Annotated in this window: 8 protein-coding genes and 1 pseudogene; 2 read left to right on the top strand and 7 right to left on the bottom strand. The window is 44.1% G+C overall.

Annotated elements, in window-relative coordinates; all coding sequences use genetic code 11:
• The first annotated feature begins 80 nt into the window (after window positions 1–80).
• Window positions 81–902 carry a glycosyltransferase gene (locus FC652_RS17390; RefSeq protein ID WP_176299569.1) on the top strand — a complete coding sequence of 274 codons (822 nt, stop codon included), beginning with the start codon at window positions 81–83 and terminating at the stop codon, window positions 900–902.
• Window positions 895–3,957, top strand: coding sequence for a glycosyltransferase (locus FC652_RS17385; protein WP_176299568.1), 3,063 nt, complete (start codon window positions 895–897; stop codon window positions 3,955–3,957). The genes FC652_RS17390 and FC652_RS17385 overlap by 8 nt, the downstream gene beginning before the upstream one ends.
• On the opposite strand, the gene FC652_RS17380 is transcribed toward FC652_RS17385, so the two are convergent.
• The 7 genes and pseudogenes from FC652_RS17380 to FC652_RS17350 all read right to left on the bottom strand — a co-directional run.
• Window positions 3,878–4,648 carry a hypothetical protein gene (locus FC652_RS17380; RefSeq protein ID WP_176299567.1) on the bottom strand — a complete coding sequence of 257 codons (771 nt, stop codon included), beginning with the start codon at window positions 4,646–4,648 and terminating at the stop codon, window positions 3,878–3,880. The genes FC652_RS17385 and FC652_RS17380 overlap by 80 nt on opposite strands.
• Window positions 4,649–4,676: 28 nt before the next feature.
• Complete coding sequence (locus tag FC652_RS17375; protein WP_255199181.1) at window positions 4,677–5,432, bottom strand: radical SAM protein; 756 nt, start codon at window positions 5,430–5,432, stop codon at window positions 4,677–4,679.
• Window positions 5,433–6,130: 698 nt separating this feature from the next.
• On the bottom strand, window positions 6,131–9,325 hold the full coding sequence (locus FC652_RS17370; protein ID WP_176299565.1) for a hypothetical protein: 3,195 nt from the start codon (window positions 9,323–9,325) through the stop codon (window positions 6,131–6,133).
• A gap of 12 nt (window positions 9,326–9,337) precedes the next feature.
• A complete protein-coding gene (locus FC652_RS17365; RefSeq protein ID WP_176299564.1) occupies window positions 9,338–10,753 on the bottom strand; it encodes a hypothetical protein in 1,416 nt (471 codons plus the stop codon).
• A 157-nt stretch (window positions 10,754–10,910) separates the two neighbouring features.
• Window positions 10,911–13,046 carry a UvrD-helicase domain-containing protein gene (locus FC652_RS17360; RefSeq protein ID WP_176299563.1) on the bottom strand — a complete coding sequence of 712 codons (2,136 nt, stop codon included), beginning with the start codon at window positions 13,044–13,046 and terminating at the stop codon, window positions 10,911–10,913.
• A gap of 5 nt (window positions 13,047–13,051) precedes the next feature.
• On the bottom strand, window positions 13,052–19,474 hold the full coding sequence (locus FC652_RS17355) for a DEAD/DEAH box helicase (RefSeq protein WP_176299562.1): 6,423 nt from the start codon (window positions 19,472–19,474) through the stop codon (window positions 13,052–13,054).
• A 193-nt stretch (window positions 19,475–19,667) separates the two neighbouring features.
• Window positions 19,668–21,440, bottom strand: a pseudogene (locus FC652_RS17350) (hypothetical protein); the annotation flags it as partial.

Genomic DNA, 21,440 nt, shown 5'->3' with positions numbered 1-21,440 from the left:
CATAAATGTCAGATAGTTACATCATAAACTCATCAACTTGCTTATTATAATCAAGTTAATCATCAATCAAAATCCCAATAATGAACAATGTCATTGTGCTTATCGCTACAACGCCCAGGCTTTCACTACTTTCTGAGCATGCACTTCCTTCTGTCATCAATCAAACATGCCAACCTAAAGCTGTTGTGCTCGTATCAGATACACGCTCACTAAATGAGAATGAAGTAGAATCCCTTCGCTCTGAACTCAAAAGCATTCCTCTGCATGTGCTAGTCAACTCACGTGCATCCGGAGCCGCGGGCAGTTGGAATACTGGTATCAACTATATCTCAGATAACTTTCCAAATAGCTATATCGCTATCATCGATGATGATGATGTTTGGCAGCCAGAGCACCTATCTTCTTGCCTACTTAGCAGCGAAGAAGGAAAGGCAGATATCGTTCTGTCTGGTATCAATGTGAAGATTAATAACAAAACGGTCGCTACTAATATTCCCAAAGATCTTGAGGTCAGTGACTTTCTAGTTGGCAACCCAGGATGGCAAGGCTCAAATACCTTTATTAAAACTGTGCTTGCTACCAAAATTGGTGGTTTCACTGACGGCTTAACCAGTGGAAATGATAAGGATTTTGCGATTAGAGCTTTAGAGTCCGATTTGGCCACTATTCGCTATACCAATATGGCGACCGTTGATTGGGGGTGCAATCAATCACCCGATGCTCTTTCTGCCCCAGGTTCAAAACAGAAACTGCGCGGCTGTGCGCAGTTTCTAAAACTTCATGGAGAGAAAATGTCACGAGGTGAGATGGATATCTATTTCGAACGTGCCGCTACGCTGTTTACACTTTCCAAGAACGATATATTAAACGAAATGAAACTGCTGGAGAGTGTCAATGGCTAACTTTCACCCGCGCGCTCCCATTCAATACACTGAGATCTTGTGCGATCGTAATTTGCGCGTTGTACACACTTCTGCACCAGAGTTTGACTCTGCTGAAGTGATAATCACCATTGCCCACAAAAACCAACCACAAGATCTCATTCGAGCACTTAACAGTGCACTCAATCAGTGTCTCATCCAAAAGCAGGTTGCGCGCATCGTTGTACTGGATGATAGCTCAAATATAAGTTGGCCATCAGAAACGAGTGCTTTACTCCACCATCCAGCTGTTACCCTCTTGCAAGCAGAATGCGGGTCACCAGCTAGGGCACGCAACCTTCTCTTAGACTGGGCCGATACACAGCCATGTATACAATGGGTTGCAAGATTAGACGCTGATGATGAACTGTTTGCTAAAGATAGCCTACATGGATTATGGAGCGCTGTTCGCGATACAGATAAAGTTGCAGCTCTGGGCAGCAATAAACTAAGAAAAGGAGGCGTAATTCTCCAAAATGACAATATCGCAAATCCAAACGAGCTCTGTAATCATCTAAGCTTAGCGGGATTTATCAATAATTTTGCTTCTGCCAAGCAACAACGAGAGCTCCCTTCATGCAACCTATTACTGAAGACCAATCTGGGTATCAGGTACCCAAACATCAGAAGTGCAGAAGATCACTGGTTGGTCACTAAACTATTAATGCTAAATGCTTCCAAGGTAGCCGTTTGTTCTTATCCTATTTATGCCATCTACTCTCTTGATGGAGAAGATACAAAGACAAATAAGTCTAACGAAATTTGGCGAGAACAGAGAAATAGACTTGCCTATGTTGCGAGAACATGGAGCACTTTATTGTCTACCAATCGCCATCTGTTAGGTGTTGGTATGGAGGGGACGGTTTGGCTGCAGCATAATCAAGTGGTTAAGGAGTTCTACCCTTGGGCCATTTCAGATACCGAAGTCCGAAGCCTGAGATCCTTACTCGCCGAAAAAAACCTCCCAATTTCTACGGTGACTTGGAGAAAGTGTGATGGTCTTTGGCAGTACCGAACCCCCTTCCAAAGTAATGCATTAGCTAATGAGAAACTTTCCGAACAATCCATTGTAGATTACCTCAAAAGCCTCTATCACGCTGGAGTTTGCACTCTCAATATCAAGAGAGATAACTTAATTATCACTCAACAAGGAAAGCTGGAATACATTGATGTCGGAAAGGACATACAACCTCTCACGTCCTCACGTTTTCGGGATATGTGTGCCCGTCTCTACTCTATTGGAATACTGGCCAATGCTGACGAAGAACTCGTGCGTCGGCTAAGTTGGCGAAGACAAGATGATGCTTTAATGAGCCTTTCCGGCTTCGAGCAGTTTTACCGCAAGTTGATCACAGAGCTTCATCCACAATGCGTCGAACCTCGCCAAGCACTAACCCCAACGGCCTCGTTTAAGAGCGACGCTGTAACTCTAATGATTAAAGCCTGCGCACAAGATGCTGAAGTACTTACTGACCAAGTGCTGCATATCGTGACGCAGCTGCGCTACCCAGTTAATTTCGCAAAAACAATTCTTCTAATTGACCCTCACGAGGGGAAATTTTTACGCCAGTATTCGAACCCAAACCTAGCCTCCGTTATTGAACAGGCAGAGAAGCTGAGAGACGATGGACTAATTGACTCGGTGCTAGTTTCCCCTTCAGACGCAACAACCATAAATACAACGTATTATAAATGGTTTGCACAGTCTGATTGCGCAGAAACACATACCTGTCAAAATGCTCCGTTATTTCCTCAGATCTGGGGTTTTGACCAAGTTACGACTCGATATGTACTACAGTGCGATTTAGACGTGCTTATTGGTCGTCGTAATTGGAGCCATGATTATATCACTGACATGATTTACGCCTGTGAGCCTGAGGATGTGCTTACCGTTGGTTTCAATATCCCCAAAAGCAGTTCTAGTTTTAATCCTTATAAAGGAGAGCCAGGCGAGTTTGCTCCCGAAGTCCGTTTCGGACTTTTAGATCTTGCTAAGGTTCGCAATCAACTACCAATTGATAATCCTTTGGACGGGAGAAAGTTCACTCTCACCTGGCATCGTGCACTACAGCAAGCAATGAAACATAGAGGACTTCGCTCTGTACGCGGTGGCGATCCTCGAAGTTACTACGTTCATCCTAGAAACGAGCACAAACACCTTTCGGAACTTTTATTAGCGAGAGATCTAATTGCCCAGGGAAAAGAGCCTACAAAGCAACATGAGGAGTTTGATTGGGTACCCGGTAATCACTGGCAATATGCTCAAAGGCGCGAAAAAGTCGTTTTTTTATTGAAAGGTAGGTACACGGACTATGCCCTGCTAAGACGCTGCCTGGAGTCATTGCGGAATCAGACAAATCAAAATTTTGGTATTGTCCTTATTGACGATGCTAGTGGCGCCGCTCATAACTGGTATTATCCAATGCTGTTGGATGAGCTACAAACTAAAACCACCTTAGTAAGGCGTAACTCTAATGCTGGGAGAATGCCAAACTTCATATTGGCAATAAAAGAAATCTGCCAAGATCCTAGCACACTAGTTGCAGTGTTAGACCAAGATGACTGCTTAATGCAACCCAATGTTGTTGATGCTTTGTATGCGGCCAAGAAACGAGGAGCAGACTTAATTCAGATGCCTATGTTCCGCCCTAATAAACCACTGCATTTATACCAACCGGATTACACTAATCCTAGGTTTGCTGCCGGTGCGAATGTATGGAGCCACCTAAGAGTCTTCACCAAAGCGTTGTTTGAACAAGTTCCTGAGGAATATTACAAACATAAAGACAACTCTGAGTGGTTCGATTCGGCTACAGATTATTTAACCATGTTACCCATGGCAGAACTCGCGAAAGCCCCTATTTACTTAGATACGGGCTACACCTACTGGCACATGCGTAAAAAGCTGGGCCGAGATGAAAAAGAGCGCAATAACCAAATGGTTCAAGAACTTATGTCTATGCCTTCACTTTCTCGGAGAAAAGTAGAGCTTGTTGAGCCAAAGCCAGATTTTTTTGAAGACGGTTTACCACAATAGACAATTCGTTGTCGTAAAGCCACCAGTTTGGGGAGGTATTCCTCCCCCTTAAAACAAAAAATAGTGGCTCTATAGTTTTTAAGCTCGAATAATCAATATGCTCCAACCATGTCACAGGCTTAACCTCGGATAGCTGTTTCAATAATTGAGTCGCTTCTTCTTTTGGTAAGCTTGGCAACGACTGGAGCTTTGACAAAATACGACTGCTTGTTGCGTCATTGGCAGGCTCATGATGTGCTAACTTCATTACGTAGCCTGGCCAATTTAATTTGTCGATCCAACCAGAAGCGAGACGCCGTTCTCCCAGCCAATTATGATATGCCGCTGGCAGCGCTTTCCGTTGATTATAATCTTGGGGCCTCTCCAGTGAAGGCAGCAAAGTCATCCTACTAACATTTATCGTGACACCAAAATTCAGCATTGTCTTTAGAGTGAGCAGACCAATTGAAGGTTTACACCCCAATGAATCCTCTAGTTCCTTACCATATGCTTCTAGCTTTTCGTAAAACAGTTTACTTGGTACTTCACCTTGGACAAGAACACCTGCTTTAATGCCTGCCAACTTACCATTAGTCATCACCAGATCAGCGCTTGAAGCGGTGGTCAATGGTTGATTAAATCGGATAACTTTTTCATGTTGTTTGATGACTAAGTCCCCCGGACCATTGCCAACAATATGCCATTCAGCCACTTTCTATTCCTTTGCAATCAAGCCAGAACTAACGCATTTTGTTGCTTTCCCACTCTTGATAAATCTTCTTCCATGTTGCTGAAGTGCGCTGCTCAAATATTCTAGGGCGTAGTTTTGGTGGAACATAATGTCCATCTCGAAATCGTCCACATAAACCACAATTACGCCTCATTAGATCGCGCATTTCATCATCACTAGACGGTAAACGCCGACGTCCACCTTTTAAATTTAGTATTCGGTCAATACCACCAGCAACTGCACAAGGATAATAACCCTGAGGCGTTAGACCTAAACCGCAAGTCTTTGCGATATCACAGCCGTTCGAGAAATCACTAAACTTGTGGTACCAGCTATCAACCGGAGCTAAGTTAAATGGGCCAAAATCTGGTTGAACGGAGTCCGTTTTCGATGAGTTTTCAATACACAACCACTCTGGCAGCATCGATATTACTTTGTTGACGCGACGACCATAGCCGTTAGTCACAAGCTGAATAGTCAGAGCAGGATGAGCATGCTTCAGGCGATATAACTCCGAAAGGATCTCGCTGATCTCGGGATGTAGCGTTGGCTCTCCACCTAATACACGTATTTTTCTCCAGTGCTTATTTTGGCTTAGACTATCGTCAACAAACTGGGTTATTTCATCTAGTCCAATATGTTTTTTCGATGGGGCTTGGGCTGAAGAGCGATTACAGTTATTGCACTTCAAGTTACACTGGTAAGTGATATCTATTTCAATCAAGTCATCAGCAACCTGATATTGGTAACCCATCAACTTAGTCATTGGCTTCTGGACGCGGACCCATCGCCAAAAAGCTTTTAGCTTGAACCAAAACTTGACAACATAAAGCCACTTCTGAGGGTAGCCACGCGAGTACTTAAATGGTTCTTCATTACGACGCAGAGCCACAATGACCTCTCTTTTAATTTTGTTGTAAATGTCGCCGCCAAACGATATGCCAACCTAACATAATGATATATCTTTCATTATCACCGCAAGATAAGGCACATGTTGCATATAAGCAATTGTTACACGGCCTAATAAAAATAATCAGGTATTTACCTTGTAGTGGCCAATTTTAGTTGGCCACTACATAAATCAGACCTCTTAGAATGTGGCGAGTGAGACAGCAGGATTAAGCCATCAATTTTTTGATTTTAATAATAATTATTAAATCGAAGATCAAAAAGTATTACTTCTGGTATTACTTTTAGAAAACCATGAAAAATAGAACCTAAATCACATTAATTACTGTGAAAAAATCGTCATAAAAACCATGATGTTAGATAGATATCTGGAATCTTTTTGCTTTTTTAACCGCTACTTTCCGCTCTTTAATCGTCTTTCAAACGAGTTTATCGAATAATAGGCTATTTTCTTGAACCCATGCATAATACTCAAACCTTTATCTGCTCCAGGAGCAGATCGGAATTACATTATTTGAGTAACAAATCAAGGGGGAGAGCACTCCCCCTTAACGGCTATTGCCCTATAGATGTACAAATGTAACGGCCACTTTTCAAAAAAGTCTCATGCGAATTTGGCGAATAGACAGCCAACAAACCTTGCTCGTTTGCTGCCATGTGTTGCCAATGCCCCTCTCCAAGAGCAAGTTCTTCAAAGCTTTCTGCTGTCTGGCTAACATACAAAGTGTCGTGGCCTCGATGCCTCAAAAATAGGCTAACATCATTCAGATGGGCACAAGCATCAATGCAAAAATTGTTATTTTGAAGTTTCCATTCGTAGCCATTCTTGTCAGATAACATGACTTTATTTGAGTAAAAGCACATCAATTTTTGACTCATAGACACGATGATTGGCGTATTGTATCGGTCATCTTCGCTTTCCCATGTGCAGTTACGCCAACCCTTCCCATCAATATAGTATCGGACGAATGAAGTAGCATTGTTCTTCTTTTTCGACCTAGTGTAGGAGGAATCGTACTTGCAGAACGCAAGCACAGTGTTTCCACCAGGCAATGGCAACAAACTGTCAACCACCATGCCTTCGGAAAGGCTTGGTTCCTCTTGCCAGCGTTTCCATTTATCGTCGAGGTTAGCGGCACAAAAAACAGCGACCTTGTCATAATAGCCCGTCTTATTTGAATCAAAAATAAGACCTTTCTCAACGTATTTATACTCACGTCGCTCTATAAAGCGCCAGAGCCATAAGCCATTAAAGTAAAAGACATTTTCTGTACTGGTAAAATCGTAACCAAGACCTTCTGGGAAATGGCTTTGTTTCCAGTTTTGTGCATCTTGAGAATAATAAAAGCCCTCGTTATGCCCGACAAAGGCTATCCACATACCGCTAACACAAACAAGTTGGCGAATGTACGGTGTTCTTTCACTCAGGTTAATCTTATACCAGTTTTCACGATCTAGGCTGCGGTACAACTGTTTGCCATTAGCAACGATTAGCCATGCTGTGCCGTCTGTTTTTATGTCAGTGATCGTTTCTGGATCACAAGGCGGATGCTCTATTTCATTCCACTCAATGTGGAATAAGTGTTTCATACCTTGCTTTTCGATAGTAACTGACTGTTTAGCAAGTTTTTCCTGACGCTGCCGTTCAAGCTGGTCAGCACGTTGTTTTTCTTTCAACTCAATGACTGACTTCCCAAACTGGCCTTTTATGAAAAGCCCTAATTGTTCAGATACCTCAGTACAAGCGTATGAAAAAGATGTGAGGGTATTGTCTAATTGACGCTCAAAATGACAAAACTGCTCGTGCCATTCTTCATTGGAAAAAGAGTTATCCAATTCGAAATCACCATGGCCTAATTCATTTTCGAACGAAATCGCAGGGAGTTCCCATCGCACCAGCTCACGATTCCCTTGTTGCAAAACACTCGAATGTTCAGAGACAAATTTGCTGACCTTCTTACGCACATCATTGAGCAAAGATAAACAGGAGCTACGACCAAGCGTATATGCTGCACTCCCAACTTTACTTCCTATCCTGCCCATCAAAGAGTCATCTAGCATATCCATAAAATGCGCGTATTCTCCGGATTTCATTGTCGTGGTGGTCAGGTCTATAGAGATATCTATTGCCTCAGAACTTGCTCGAAGCAGCTTAGATCTTAAGTCGGAGAACACTTTTTCGAAGTTAAACTTGCGATAACCAATAACATTTCTCCAACCATTGGTTTTATGCTGAAGTTTTTCAGCAGCCGCAAGTACCTTCTCTTCATCTTGTTCAGAAATCACCGCCAACATATAGGGAAAGTGCTCCCTGAAGTGAGCGGGGTTCAGTGAGTTCAAGATGCGTAACATATTAGGTGACTCAATTGGCGTATTGCACAAAGTCAATAAATAAAATGCATCAAGCAACCAGGTATAAGCACATTCGTCATTTTTCAGCAGTTCTTGCAGGATGGCTAAGTTGTCTTGCACTTTATATGGACTGCTCGCCAGTGCCGCAACTTCTGTCATCACCTGCGGGCACCCAGCTTTATTTGCCAACAACTCAATAAACGCCTGACCTTCTTTATTCAACGATCCGAAGCCATCGATACATAGTGAGAAAAGCCGCAAATAGTTGTAATGAGCTTCTTTATCTTCAGTGTTGTCAAAGAAAGTATGATCGTTGATATCGGGTAATTGAGATATCAGTGCCACAGGCTCAGTGTCTTCGATAGAACTATTAGCCAAGGCATCCACGCCGTTTTCTGCCTTGTAGATTTCCAAAGTCAGTAAACTGCCCCCGATGATTTCCTCAATCAGATCCCGCATGCGATATTGCGTTTCTAAACCAGAAAACTCTCTACCAAAAAATCGGGAGACAATACGCTCTCGTTTCTCGTCTGTGTCGCAAACCTCAATGTCTGAAAGGAGGTCAATAACTCGGTCATACTCATCAGAAAGATAATAGAGCGAATTGAACGCCAATCCCGAAATGTTTTTCTGAATAAAGTAGGAATCTGCTAGGTGTTCGTTGTATGACAGTTTAATGAGAGAGCGATAGCTATCAATACTGCTTGCTTCAATTTGATCTATCAAATCGAGAATAAAATCGAGTAACTTGACTTCTTGATCGCAGTCGACTTCCAGCTTTTCTAGGGTAACGATAAGGTGGTTGATGTCCTGTGATGTAAGCATGACACCAGGATGACTTCGCATAAAATCATAGGTTAGGTTCAGGACCAACAACACCTTAGGCATAGACCTAAACCGACGCTTGTTTGCTTCAATGTTCAATGACCATTGATTGAAACTGGCATTATTCTCTACACGGATAAGGCGACGATTGATTTTATCAACCGCTTGGAATAGAAACTCGCGGGTCTCACTGATGTACTCATTCATCGTTCCCAAGTTGTTGCGGATGACGGCAATACCTTGGGCGTTAATAAGATTTTGTTGCTGCAGCTGCTTAAGGTAATGCCAAGCGAATTTCTGCATTTGTAGCGCATCAACCTGATTCTGCAACTGGTTCTCACGATTTTGACCACTCAACGCTCCGGAAAAACGCTTGAAAAACCCACTTTCGACCTGTTGTTTCAAGCGCTCTTCGCTACATGTGAAAAGCCGTGAGGCATCCATTGCGAGTTGTTGGGTCACTACTACGTTATTTTTATGTTGCGCAACAAGCGCCTCAACCATTTCCTGCTCTACGTTATTCAATGGTTGTTGAAAAATTTCTTGTGGTACAGCTTCAATCATTTCACTCATTGAAAATATGCCTTAAAGATTATCGATTAGGTTCTTTAGTTGTGTACTTTGGTCCGCCAGCATTTTAACTTGGCTAGCAAAGTGGCGCTCAGACAGATACAACCCCTTGTGGAACTCGGCATAGAAAGCTTGTGACACCTGCAGATACTCCAACGCCTCATGCATGATCATTGCGTTACTTGCAACACTCTCTGTCGCCTCAAGTGTCAGGCGAAAGTTTTTTTCAATATGGTTGTCGATGGCTATGCTCATCGCCATTGTCATAATTAGGCCTCCAATGATCGCACCAACCAATGCGCCAGCCGGTCCACCGAGGGATCCAACAGCTGCACCAACGGAGCTACCAGCAACGCCCGCACCAGATTGCAATAAGTTTTTACCAGATCGAGTCTCTAGCTCTTCTCGGGTAATTTTTCCGGCCGCAAATAGGACGACGTTCTGAACCACATCCACTGCACAGACAGCCACTGCTGCGACACCATTGTTAGCAAAAGTTCGCTTGAATGCGGAACCAGCAAACAAGGTCGGTAAGTTTCTTGCTGTTATGCTGACCGTAGCTGTGGCAGCACCGGCTTTCAATGCGCTATCACCAGCAGCGATGGCTGTATTCTGCAGAATCTCGAAAGTGGCTTGCTCAGCCGTAATTTCCCCATCCCGCACACGTTTAATCGATTGAAACGTGTTAATGCTACCAGCAATGACAGTGGTAATTACCGCAGCCGATTTCGCAGCGCGCAAGCTCTGTTGAACAGTCGATTTATTGAGATAATCCTGTTGCAGGCTTTCATGCAGTTCCTTGCCTTCCTTATTTCCTTGACCTAAAAGCTCTGCATCACGTTTGCTAAGTGGGGTTGACTGGACGCCATCGACATCAAGATTTCCAGTTGCCTTATCGCGCACTGCTTTAGCCGCTTCAGCCACCTCCGGACGTGTTTGACTATTTCTGTGCATATCTCGTTCTGCAGCAGCTTTGATCGGGTCAATTTGGTCTGAAGGGCCAATAAACGCATCGCTGTCTTTATATTTGGCGATGTTATCTTTTGTCGCTCTGAACGCCTTTTGAGTCGATTCGCCATCTTTGAAGTATTTAAGTTGTGCACCAAGTACTTGCTCGTCCCCTTTCATCACAACGATATCGTGGGTTGAATGGTTTTTGGCAAGGGGAGAGTTGGCAAAGTTATCAGTGAAGGCTCGAACCTCCTTATCTTTTAGAATAGCGTCCAAATTAAATGATTCAGCATGCCAAGTCTCTGCAGCGAAACCGCCTTTAATTGCGCTGTTCTGGGCTGTACTCGCAATTTTATTAATAATCGCGTTAGCCTGATTTATCTCTTGTAGCATTTTGCCAATTTGCTCTGATGCCTGATGAGGCCAAATTGGGCAAAGGCTAATAGCATTGTTTAATGCCCTTTTGCGTTCATTATTCATAGTTATTCCCTAACCAAAAACCATATCGCCCTATAGAAATAGAGCGACATAAAGTTACGTCATTCCAGTAAAGATCGAGACTCTGGTTTCTCTGGCCCTTTCAAAGTAAATTTTAAAAGCCAGCCACCAAGTGGCTGGCCCAAATTGTTCTCAGTAACTAAATCAAGTAAGGGCTTAGTTGTCCTGACGATGTAACGACGAGACCCTTTATTGCTCTTGTTGCAGCAACGTGTAATAGCGCTCTTTCGTTGAAATCGTAATCGCGTTTTTCAACAGGATCTTCGGTAATAGCCATTTGCAATGGGATGACACCTTCGTTTGCTCCTGCAATGAAAATATATTGAAACTCGAGTCCTTTAACTCGGTGCATCGTAGCAAAACGAAGCCCTGGTTTATCGTTGTCAGAACTCTCTGAAGATAGCGAGTAAGAATCGAATCCAGCTTGTTCAAAAGCGCTTTTGTAGTTGTCACGAAGTGCGTTCGTTCGCGATACAATACAAATATTCTTCAACGGCACACCACATTCAATAAGCGATTCTATCTGCTTGCGTATGAAGCCACACTCCTCATCGAAACTGGTACACGCTTGCACAATTGGCAAATCACCATGGAAAAGAGATAAATAGTCACTCGATTTATCAAAGTCACCATCAAGATCATCGACTGGCACATTTTCTAAAATAGCTGTGGCAAATCGACGGGTTTCCTCAGTAGTACGATAGTTAATCTTTAACTTTTGAGAACGACGTCCACGAACATTGATGCCGCAACGGCCAAGTACCACCTTATTGCGATAAATGCGCTGGTGGCCATCACCAACAATAAATAGGTCATTCTCTTTTTCTGGCACGATACTTCTCAGTAGCGTGAAAGCTTGACTCCCCATATCCTGAGCTTCATCGACGATGATCGAACTATATGGAAGAACGAGTTGTTGCTCATTAATGAGCGCCATCGCGTCTAACATCGCATCATTAATTTCTCGAATTTGATTTCGGTTAAGTTGGTTTCGATATTCTTCGAAAACAGGCCAAACGAGAGAGCGCTGCAAACGGCTCAATGAGGTACCTCGCCCAACACGGCTTACCTTTAAATACTCTTGCTTGGTTTTAATCCCATTTGCTTGAACAATCAGGCGCCATTCTTCTTGATAAAAAGAATCAGGGAAATACGGCTCGGCAGGCGCTTGGCTAACAGCGATATCCCAACATTTTTTTCGTTTAGCATCACCCTCATACACTACTTTGTAGTCATATTTAAACTGCTTCAACAGACGAGAAACCCAGCCATCAATGTTGACGACGTCAATTCGTGCCAATTGTTCATCTGTCGCTATTTTCTTGATGTTTGCTTTAATATCAGAGGCTAAATTTTTGGTAAAAGTCGTTAATAAGATCTTACGATTACTCTGTTCTAAAATAAGCTTCTTCGCCAAATGGACAGCGCGATGCATCGCCACTACAGTTTTCCCTGTCCCTGCACCGCCGAGCACTCGGGTTGGACCTTTAGCCTCTAGTGCAACCAACTTTCGTTGGCTTGGGTGCAAGAATACTCGCCATTGTTCCAACGGTGCATTAAGCATCTTTTGGAGTTCTAGGTCATCGGTAACCACTTTGAAAGAGCGCAGAGTAACGGCTCGTTGCAACGCCGCATCAAAGTCTTCTACATCAATCTCAACATCGCCATTAATTTGGTCGTTATAGGTGTTATAAACAGATTCATAGTCGTCTCCAGCGGCCAACATAAACAATGCCTCAAAGGCTTCAGTTGGCAAACTCTCTTCCAACTGTTCAAGTTGTTTCTCAGTCGCAATTGACATCACACGTTGGATAAAACTTTCTGGTACACCAAGCGCGAGAATTTGCTTTTCTTTAAACTGTGCAAAAAGTGGGGAGTTTTGCGAAGAAATCCCTTGTGTCGGCTCAACAATCTCAGCTTCCACATTAGAAACATCAATAATCTGAATGGCGCCTGTTGACGGGTGAATTTCACAGCGATGGGTACGAGCCCAATCATAAGCATCATCATGCAAAGCAACAAACATCAACATGTAAACGTTGCCTTTTTCTGGTTTAAGAACAATGCCTCGATAAGCTTGATCGATTCTTACCGAATGCACATTCTTACTTTTCGCATCACGGATTTTTTCATAATTAATCGCAGAGCTTGTGGGGTTTTCACGAAACTTGCTCAAAAACTCTTGCACCTTCTTTTGTTGTGCTTTGGGAATCGCAGCAAAAGAGAGCAAAAAATCGGATGCAATTGCAATTTTTGGAGTATCCATACCTGACATTGTGGTTACCTATCATTATGTTTTAATTTTAAATTTAGCTGCTCAAAGACGGTTTCATTTAATGCGCCAACAATGACGAACCACCCCTTTGATTCAAATAGATCTACCGCCTCTTGCTGCTCAGGCAACAACAAGGCAACTTGACTACTCGGCCAAGCCAATTCTGCCTCAGCCAAAATTTCGCCTTCTTCGCTTGTTAACTCATAGCCAACCTCAGGAGCACTGAGGGATTTTGCCATCATCGCTTCAATAACCTCCGGCTCTAGCAGTTGATGCTCAATAATAAGCTGCCATTCTTCATCCGCTCCGCCCACCGAAGATGGCGAATTTACGGTAACAGAGGCGGTTTGATTCGGCATCAGTGTACCGTCATTCACGTCGTCTTGGAGCAGTACACGGGAAGTGCAAGAAAAATCACGCATAAACTGGCCGATATTCACCAGCTTCCAAAAGCCCGCGAGGTACGCTTCAAAGTGCTCATCGTGAATGTCACGATCATCAAAGCAAATGTGCAAACGTATATTTGATTCAACATACTCGAAAGGTGTTTGACCTTTCACTGCACCTTTCAGCACATAAGCATATGACTCAACAGGGAAAACAGTTGCAATTTCCACTAACCTTTGCGACGTGCCAACTGAATCAAGTAAACCACCGAACAGATATGGCGTATCCATACAGAGTTCGCTAAAGCGACTCACGGCGCTATTTTCACGCATTTCGTATTCAAATTTCGCTTTCACCGATAAGTCTCGTGACTTATTGAACGCTAGCCAATAGAAGCAGTTCGCCGTCGAAGCTTGACGGAAAAATACGGATGTTTCGATAGGTTGATGTAACCATTTTTTCAGCAAACTAAAGTTATTTTCACCTTCATAGACGCTGCGCAATGTTTGGTAATTACGCTCGATGAACTTAGGATACAGCGCTTCTTTAGGTTGAATTTCTTGGCGATGCAAACCAAAAAACTCTTTCAATTTACTCTTATCACTTTGAACAATATCATGCCAGCCTAGTGTCCACGTGTTATAGCGCCCGCTATCACGCACTGCATTACGCTTAGCTACATCGTCAAACACTATTTTTTTGTGGAACGCAAAACCATCAAGATAAATGGCTAAAGGTTTCACACCAGCCATCTGAGATGCGGGATACAAAACAAAATCAGGACGAGTTTCTATATAAACGCCGTCGTTTGCACCGAGTTCGACTTGCGGAACCAAATGCCAAGAGACATCAGAGTTAATTTTTGACGCGATAAACCAAGACGACCGGTTATGGAAAAACTCTTTGGTTACCACAAACTCTTTGGCAAGCCCTTTCAAGGTTTCAATAAATAGCCGTTCAAGTTCAGACTCCACTACGCCATCAATTTCAATATCTGAAACGCTCTTAATACTGATCAGCTTGTCTTTATTATCGATGATAGCTCTGAGCAACTTACGCGCATGTTCACGGGAAATTGAGCGCATTTTGTTGCGATCACGGTAGGCATAAACACAGTGGTAACAACCATCCTTACCTTTCGAGGCGCAGGCACAATGTTCAATGACCTCCAGCGCCATCGATAGCAGGGCGATTAGGTTGTCAGGCTCCTGCATTAATTCTTTAAGAGCCCCTGTACCTCCAGGAACTGAATCATAAATGACTAAGTAATAACGATAGCTTTCACCTGCATCTGCCGGTTCTTTATAAATCGTGCCTTTTAGATGATCGACACTGCCCTTAAAGTATTTTTTCATCCCCAATTGCAACGCAGCAGCCAAAGAAGACTCTGTGACGTCTCCTAACCCATAGTTACTCACTGGCAACAAAATTCGAATGGCCTCAGACTCAAGCTCGCGATAAAGATACAAAACATCCTCATAACGCGCCTCTTCAGGAGAATTTCGGTATTTACAGGCGATTTCGTGCGTTGGTTGGCCATAGTTTTTTTGTACAAAGCCACAGTCACTGCACACCTTAAAGCCTGTTTTCTTTTTCTTCTCTCCTGCAACGTAGAACTCTTCCCCTTCATCAGATGCACTACCAAAGTTAATATCTCGCAGCGTCACTCGGTTTAAGAATTCAAAACCAAAAGGCATTTCTTTATTAGGAATGTGGTAAGCGTAAGCGACATCTTGCGGCATGAAGTTCACCAACATTTGTCGTTGGAAAAACGCTGGAGTACGAGTGTCAGCATCGTCAGCAATTTTTGAGTCACGCGAGCTAGAACGCGCATAAACCTGTCTGAGTTTCAGCATGCGAATTTTCTGCTCTGCATCCCCCCAACCGGAATGGCCACATTTGGGACAGAAGGAATGCTGATCGGCCTCAATGCGTTCACTGTAGTTACAGTGGCTACACACGCGCCATGTCTCAGGCTCGGATACCTTCATGTCGATTTGTTCGATTTCAACTTTATGCCCACCAGCATAAAAATGGCTCGTTGGCGCAAGCTCAGAAAGCGCAGCCGCTGCCGGACGCTCGTACTCAAAAGTACGTGTCACGTATTGGCTTGAGCCATCTTCCGTTTCAATGGTGTCCTTTTTACGCCAAAGCACTGAGCGAAGCGTAACGCCCGCTTCAGGGAATGCATAGTTCGGCAGTAAGCCCTCATCCGTCATAAAGTTGAGAGTATTTTTCCCGTTAATCTCTCGAATCAGCGCCAACAGCGCATTGCGCTCGTTTTCTAACTCATTGAGTTCAGATTCAAAATTGAGGTCTTTAACTGGCGACAACTTCAATTTATCAATACTACGTTTGAGTTTTTCGGCGCGACTGCGCAACGATTTACGGTCAGTCGCCAAATGGCTCAATGACTGCTCAATTTTGCTTTCTAAGCTGTAAGCGACATTACTGCCAAACATAAAGGCACGTAACTTATCGACTGAGTTTGGCGATAGGCTGTGGAAAATAGAGATGAAGAGATCAAACAACTCCTGCTGTTTACCTTTAACAAAAGTGAGGAAATTGTATGGATATAGATCGCGCTGGCCACTTTCTGTCGCGTCCAACATCTGTTTTACTCGCTTAGGAATCGCACTACTGGTCACACCTGTTTTAATCCAACGGTCCATACAAAACGCCGTTAACTGACGTTCCAAAATGGCCGAAGCATCAAGATAGACACCCGGTGCAGTGACACTGCCCGCCATCATTTCCAATGGTTCTTGATAATAAAACAGATCGTGCGGATTACCTTCTGCGACGGTCATGTTAAAGGCATTACCGTCCTTTCGCCCTGCGCGGCCGATACGTTGTAAATAGTTGGCTTGGGCTGGTGGCACGGAGCAAAGCAGCACTGATGACAAACCACCAATATCGATACCCATTTCAAGCGTCGGCGTCGAGGAGAGCAAGTTTACAGCCCAGCTTGATTGCCCTTTGATAAATGAGTTTTCAACTTGTTCACGCACATCACGCTCAAGTAAGCCGGTGTGTTCACTGGCATTGACACGGTGTGTCTGTGCAAAATGCCACTCTTTTTCCGCAAGCGGCAGATCGCGCGTATAACGCCCTTGACAGCAATCATTATGACAAGGTTGAGCATACCAACTGGCATAGGCAGTTTTAGCCACCACCAAACGTTCGGTACAACGGTCACAACCGATGGCTTGTAGATTAGTCGTCAGCTTTAGACTTTCAGGTTGCAAGCCCCAGACTTCACAGCCTTTGACATCAAATTGAGCAACGATGCCCGCTTTGCGTAGCGCATGCATTAATCGGCTATAAATCGTCTGGGTATGCGAGGAAATCATCACGTTGTGCTGATTACCCAAACATTTGTTAAGCCAGGTTTGGTACCAACTGTGGTGATGTTTAGAACCAAACAAATTATCGAAGTGTTTAATCTTACCAAACGACAAAAATTGAGGGGTGCGCGTTCTGTCACTCCAGTTGGGCATAAATTTCGAAGTTAGGCGGTCAATTTTAGTTAGATAGTAGGTTTCGCCAGCGTCTTGAATGTAGTGTTGTAAGGCTGAGTGATTTATCGCCCCTTTCAAACGCATGCGGTGTAGTACGCCCAAACAGAAATGCAGCAGATGTTGATCGTTCACTCCGCTGAACTCATTCCCCAGTTCATCAACCAGTTCAGCATGCAGCTTTGAACAAAGTGCGACCAATTCATCACTGCACACATCGACACTCACCTCGCCAGTGCGCTCAAGGGTTCGGCCAATCGCTGCTCGCAAGCCAAATTCTGAATGCACTTCCCAGTTAAGTCGTTTCGCCACTAAATCTGGCAAATTGCTTTTGGCGGGTAATGTGGCGGCATCGTTTCCTTCCACCAGCTCGCGATAATCGTTTAACCATTCCATATTCGGTGCCGTAAACGTTGCGACAAACGATTCAGGAGTCACAAGTTTAGCTTGGGCTTCTTGTGTCACTTTCGTGGCGAAGCTCGCCAGATCAAGCCCTTCAAATTGCTGCGCAACGGTGGCGATATGTCCTCGCACCATTAACGGCCAAGTACGTGCAGCAAAGAAACCCGCTCGATGGGCAGCGTCTTGGACCGAGTCAGAAAAGGTGATGAGTTTTTTATTGTCGTTGAAACGGCTAGCATAAAGCTGATTGATAGCAACACTCGACAGTGTCGCGGATTGCGCACCAATAATGCTCAGGCCATTTTTGCTATGACAATAAGGGCACTGATTGTCAAAGTGTGGGCCTTTAGTTTCGGTTGTTTTTACCAAATCTGGGATAAATACACGGATCAGTGCGTCTTGCTCATGACCACAGTGGATCGGGGCGCTGTCCGAATTTAAGGTTAGGCAGGTTGGGCAAACGCGTCGAATAAGCCCTTTGGCCGGAATATCTTCACCTTCGTTGATGGGGAATAACACGCGCACGCCTTGATGACGAGCGAAGAACAAGCGGTAGAATACCTCCAAATCGTTCTCGAGCTGATCGCTGTAGCCATCGCCATAACTACCCCATCCTGTTGCATGACAGTCACGACAGTGGATCACTGGCATATGTTGCTCGCCTTCGTGAAACGCCAAATCATCACTAAAACGCAGCACCGGCTTCGGATGAATTTTCGCCACCAAACGGCGTAGCTCGCGCAGCCAAATTTGGTAACGCACTTGCAAAAATGGCAACACGGGGCGCGCTTTGCCCAGTGCGATTCGTTCTTGCTCGGCCTCTGGCGATTCGTCTATCCCTCGGCGCGCTATCGACACCAAAGCAATAAAGCTCTGCAACAACTGCAACGTGGCTTGATATCCGAGTGACAAACTTCGGTCGAGTTCATTCACCAGCACATCCAGCGCGCGAATTTTGCCATCCAGCAATCCCAGTAGTGAATGGAAAAACTGATGTGTAAGCAGAGCCTCCCCTAATGCGATGCGCACGGCTCGCCCTTCGTCCGAATCGAGATCGTCTGGCAAGGCTAAGTTATGCTCGGGAAACCATAGCGCTAACTGCTGATTTAAATAGGCGACTTCATCGGCGAACTGCGAGGCGTCAAGCAACGAGAGCTGCTCATAACCCGGTGAGTTAAACACTTGTGCTTGATGAGCCTGTAAATATTCATCGTGGCGATAACGGTCTTCTCGTACCACGGCGCTTTCATCAAACGGTGCATCAAAAATGGTGCTGGCGTATTCCAGCAATGGGGCTAAATCATCACCGACGGTCGCTGAGGTGCCAACACACGCAAAGCCTTGGTTATCCACGCTTAAGTGGAACTTTAAACGGCGGATCAAACAAGCCAAGTCCGAACCTTGCGCGCCATCAAAGGTGTGCAATTCATCCACCACCAAGTACTTTAATGTGCCCGGTTGGTTATGTAGCCACAGCGATTGATCTTCAGGGCGCATCAGCAGATAGTCGAGCATTTTGTAGTTGGTGAGCAAAATATCGGGGGGGTTATTACGCAAATGCTCTTTGCTGGTGATCACGCCATCTTTACTCATGACAACGCTGCCTTGACCATCGCCACCGCCAACAAACAAGCCGACCGTGACTTTGCCTTTTAAGCCCGCATTATTGTACACCGTTTCTGCAAAACGTTTAGCTTGGTCGGTTGCCAGCGCATTCATCGGGTATATGACGATCGCTTTCACCCCCGGCTGGTTGCTTGCTGCACAGTGATTCAAAATAGGGTAAAGAAAACATTCCGTTTTACCTGAACCCGTGCCGGTTGCGACCAAGGTAGCCAGTGGGTTGTCACCACCAAGGCGCTGATAAGCAACCGCTTGGTGTGCGTAGGGTGGAAAAGGTAAGTGTACTTGCGAAAAAAAATTCAGCGCCAGCGCGCTTTGCCGAAAAGGCAACTGAATGGATAAATAAGGGCCTTTGACCAGATTATCGCGATCGTTTAAAAAGCTATCGATCATCGAATAGTCTTCGCTTTCAAAACATGGACTGTTCATGGTAAAGGCGGATTTTACGTATTTTTTGACGCTGCTTGCGATTTGGTCACTCACCACTGACGGTAACATGGTTTCACTGTCCTTTTTGCATTGTTTTTTTGCATTCTTTTCTCGCGCTGTTTTCTCGCGGCGCGGTTTTCTCGCGAATATTTATTTCGTTGTTCTATTGGCTAAATGCAAGTGATTCGGCGGTTCGAGCGCCGTGGTCCAAGCCTCGGCGCTCTTGCCTACATTATTCAGCGAATGTCTAACTGAGCTTCAACTAGGCAAAACGCTCACTAAACACCGCCCATGCGGTCTCGTAGTCTTGCTCACGATCACACTTGTCGAATGGGGCGATGTATTCAATAGTGCGCTCGACCGGCCCACCGGGTTGCGTGTCATCCATGTAGGTTTTGTAAACCTTGCCTGATTTCAGCTCGCGAATGTCTTCCCAACCGAGCGCTACATTGCTCTCCGTCCACGGCTCGGCTGCACTGCCCTGCCCGCTGGTTTTATCGGCAAACACGCCATCTTCAATCGAGAGGGTAAACCCGTTTTTCTTATTAAACTTACGGTCCAAACCCACGCCTACCAAACCTTTTGAGGCGGTAAACACAATACGGCCAGTTTGGTCGTACCAAGTATCGGCTTCATATTGGCGCATCACTGGGAACTGAACACGGTAGATGGTTTTGAGCTCTTCCAAAGTCATACCCAGCGCCATTGCTACCAACACATCAATTTCGACTAACGCCTGGCGACGAGCGTAATCGGTACGTAGCGCACAATCACGATGCCATTCTGGAGTTAGGTTTAGGAAGAAATTATGATCTAGCCGGCTGTCTGATTTTAACCACATTTGCTTACAACTATCTCGATTGAATAACTTCATCCATAAAGAACTGTATTCGTCCGAAATACAATTCAGAGCTAGCACTAATGTTGTTAATCTTGTCATCGGTGTTAACAAAGGAAAAGCATACCAGGTCGACATTAAATTACTTCTACCTGTACTTTTAATAAAAAAGTCACCAACAATTGAACTAGAGATAGCTGACACTGAAATTAAATCAAGTGGTGATTTGAAAATTGTTGATTGAACCCCATTAATGTGAGAATAACCTGGTGGATATATTGAACCAATTAATGTTCGTTCATTATTAGAATTCAGCATTGCTCGGAAGAAAATTCTGTAATCACTAGTTATTTTATCTTTTAATAGACCATTAGACCATGGAATATCTAAAAGTACTGACTCATAGTCACTCAACGACATTTTTGGCACATAGTTAACTCTTGGAAAATACGAGTCAGGTATATAATTCAAGTCAATAATACTATAGTCGCTATTCAACTTACATACTTCTCTAGGAGTTTTGTACATAGGTAAAGAAATATGGAAATGTGGACCTGACAATACAGCATGTTTATTACTTTCAGGATAACACGTATGCCTTTCTATAATGTTAGCTTTTTGCGCAGCCGTTTCATCAAACATCACTGTTGTTAGAATTTGATCTTTCTTATCGTAAACCTTTTGGAATTTTGATTTTGCGATTTTCATTAATACAGAATATAGTTGAGCATTATGTAGAAGAGGCAATCTAGCTTCTAATGGCTGCGTGCCTGACTCATCATACAAAAATGCAAAAAGCTCTAGTTGTTTAATTGTTACAACTGCAACTCTGTCTTTATGAGGTTGAGTGCTCCAATTCATAGAAGAGCTATCCCTTCCCCCTTGGAGCTCTTTAATACCAGGAGCAACCCCTGTACCATCATGGGAATAACTTTCATCTATAGTCTTCGGAATTAGCAAGTTTGACATGTTATCAAACACAATTTCCTTAAGTTTCTTACCATATATATTAATAGAATACATTGTTGTATGATGTACATCAGCAAACAAACTTAACTCATTTCTAAAATGAAAATGCCGTCTAAGTCTCGGATACAATTCCTTTCTTAATATCCCGCCCATCGGATCATCGTAGACACCATCAGGATGTAGTAACCCGCATATAGCCTTCTGTGGTATTAGTTCCCAGGACTTGGA

Source organism: Vibrio sp. 05-20-BW147 (assembly GCF_013369385.1).
GTDB classification, from domain to species: Bacteria; Pseudomonadota; Gammaproteobacteria; order Enterobacterales; family Vibrionaceae; genus Vibrio; species Vibrio floridensis.
The sequence above is the reverse complement of the archived record's forward strand: the minus strand, read 5'-3'. Positions and strand labels throughout refer to the sequence as shown.